Here is a 1667-nt window from a genome sequence, read left to right as displayed (position 1 = left end):
GCGGCTGCCCAGTCGGCGCGAAATGCCGGCCTGTTGCTTCACGGCTTTCCTGCGGCATCATCGCTTTCGCGCCGCCTGATCTGCCGGCATGGGCATCGTCGGTTCGCAGGCAGCAACCAGTTTCGAGGGCTGTCAGTTCGGGCCATGCAACATCCGGCGTGAGCGACAGCCTAACAACTCGCTCAAGCGGACAGTCCAATCGCTTCGCGATTGGAGCTGCCGCTTAGCTCGATCGTTAGGCCGCATTGGATGGAACTTCTCGCTCCACAAATTTTGCGTGCAGGTCGCGAGCTAATTGACCCGATCTTGCTGCCGTGCGGATTCTCGTGGGGATACGGTGCATCCGGCGCGAGCTCCGGCGGCAACTTCGCGTCCGGCTGTTATTCCCGCGACGACCGGGCCCTTGAGCTGCACTATCGTTTCTCCCTTGGTCTGGTGAGCTATCGCATGGGGGAACTGTGCATAGACCACGCTGAATACATGTCTGTTGTTGCGCAGCGCGGCCAGAGTCAGTACCCGGGCTTCTCGGACGATCCGCTAGATGGGTTCCGCCATCTGGCACACGACCTGGTTGCCTACTGCGCCGCCTTTCTGAGAGGGCCAGACGCTGAGTTCGCTCGTGTCGTAGAACTGGTAGCCGCCAAGCCCCAGGGTCGCCGCTTGCCGTTGCCGTGAGTTCTGCTAACATGCGGCCTAACTAATCATTCAAGCCGACGCCTTCGGCGCGGCTTAACTCAGGCGTTAGGTGCGCTATGAACGTTTATCTCTTCTGGTCGGCCTCATTCGTAAGCTTTGTCACGTTCTGTGTGCATACGTTCATCGGTGGGCCCCGCGTAGCTGGCCCGCTCCTGGCCTCTCATCACCTGCCTCCCGCCTCAAAATGGCTCAACTATTACTGCTGGCACATCGCCACCGTGCTTCTTCTTTCAATGAGCATCGGTTACGGCTATGTCGCTATGCATCCTGATCGCTCAGAACTGGCAGTCTTCCTCACAGGTTTAAGCGTTGTCCTTTCAGTCTTGAGTGCTGCCGTTGCCTTGAAAGGTAAGATCAATCCGCTTCGCTTCCCATCTACGTCACTTTTCTTGGCCATCTTCATACTGGGTAGCGCTGCCCTCATCAGCTAGCGCACCTAACAATTCATTCAACCCGATGCCGCTTCGCGGCACGGGTTAATTCAGGCGTTAGGCGGTCGGTTCTACGGTGGTCTGAGGCGATACCGGCCTCCGCAAGCCGAGACTCTCTCGCAGCGAGACATCCGGCTCGCCCGCGCTGTGTGAGTCCGCGTCGCAGGTCCGCCGGGCCGCAAAGTAGCCAGTGAGAGTTCCTGGCAGGCGCGGGCGCCAAGAAACCGCCTTCCGGGTTGCCTGCAAGTTCGGGCTCCGGCACATTCCGCCTAACTATTCGTTCAAGCGGACAGTCCAATCGCTTCGCGATTGGAGCTGCCGCTTAACTCAGACGTTAGGCGTCGCAAGTCGGCATGTTCATTGGTGTTTGTAGCGCCTCGCTCCGGGCCGGCCATCTGGGGAGCAAACGTCCGCGCTGCGGTGCGGCTGCCCAGTCGGCGCGAAATGCCGGTCTGTTACTTCACGGCGTTCCTGTTGCATCATCGCTTTCGCGCCGCCTGGTCTGCCGGCATGGGCATCGTCGGTTGGCAGGCAGCAACC

The 1667-nt window shown here is 59.9% G+C and carries 2 protein-coding genes; both read left to right on the top strand.

Annotated elements, in window-relative coordinates; translation table 11 throughout:
* Window positions 1-249 precede the first annotated feature (249 nt).
* Complete coding sequence (locus O9255_RS13685; RefSeq protein WP_297867425.1) at window positions 250-675, top strand: hypothetical protein; 426 nt, start codon at window positions 250-252, stop codon at window positions 673-675.
* Window positions 676-752: 77 nt separating this feature from the next.
* Window positions 753-1127, top strand: a complete 375-nt coding sequence (locus tag O9255_RS13680) for a hypothetical protein (RefSeq protein ID WP_297867424.1) — start codon at window positions 753-755, stop codon at window positions 1125-1127.
* The last annotated feature ends 540 nt before the right edge of the window (window positions 1128-1667 follow it).

The sequence above is a fragment of the Silanimonas sp. genome (assembly GCF_027530345.1).
In the GTDB taxonomy this organism is placed as follows: Bacteria; Pseudomonadota; Gammaproteobacteria; order Xanthomonadales; family Xanthomonadaceae; genus Silanimonas.
Note: the sequence above shows the minus strand (reverse complement) of the source record. Positions and strands in the feature narration are given on the sequence as shown.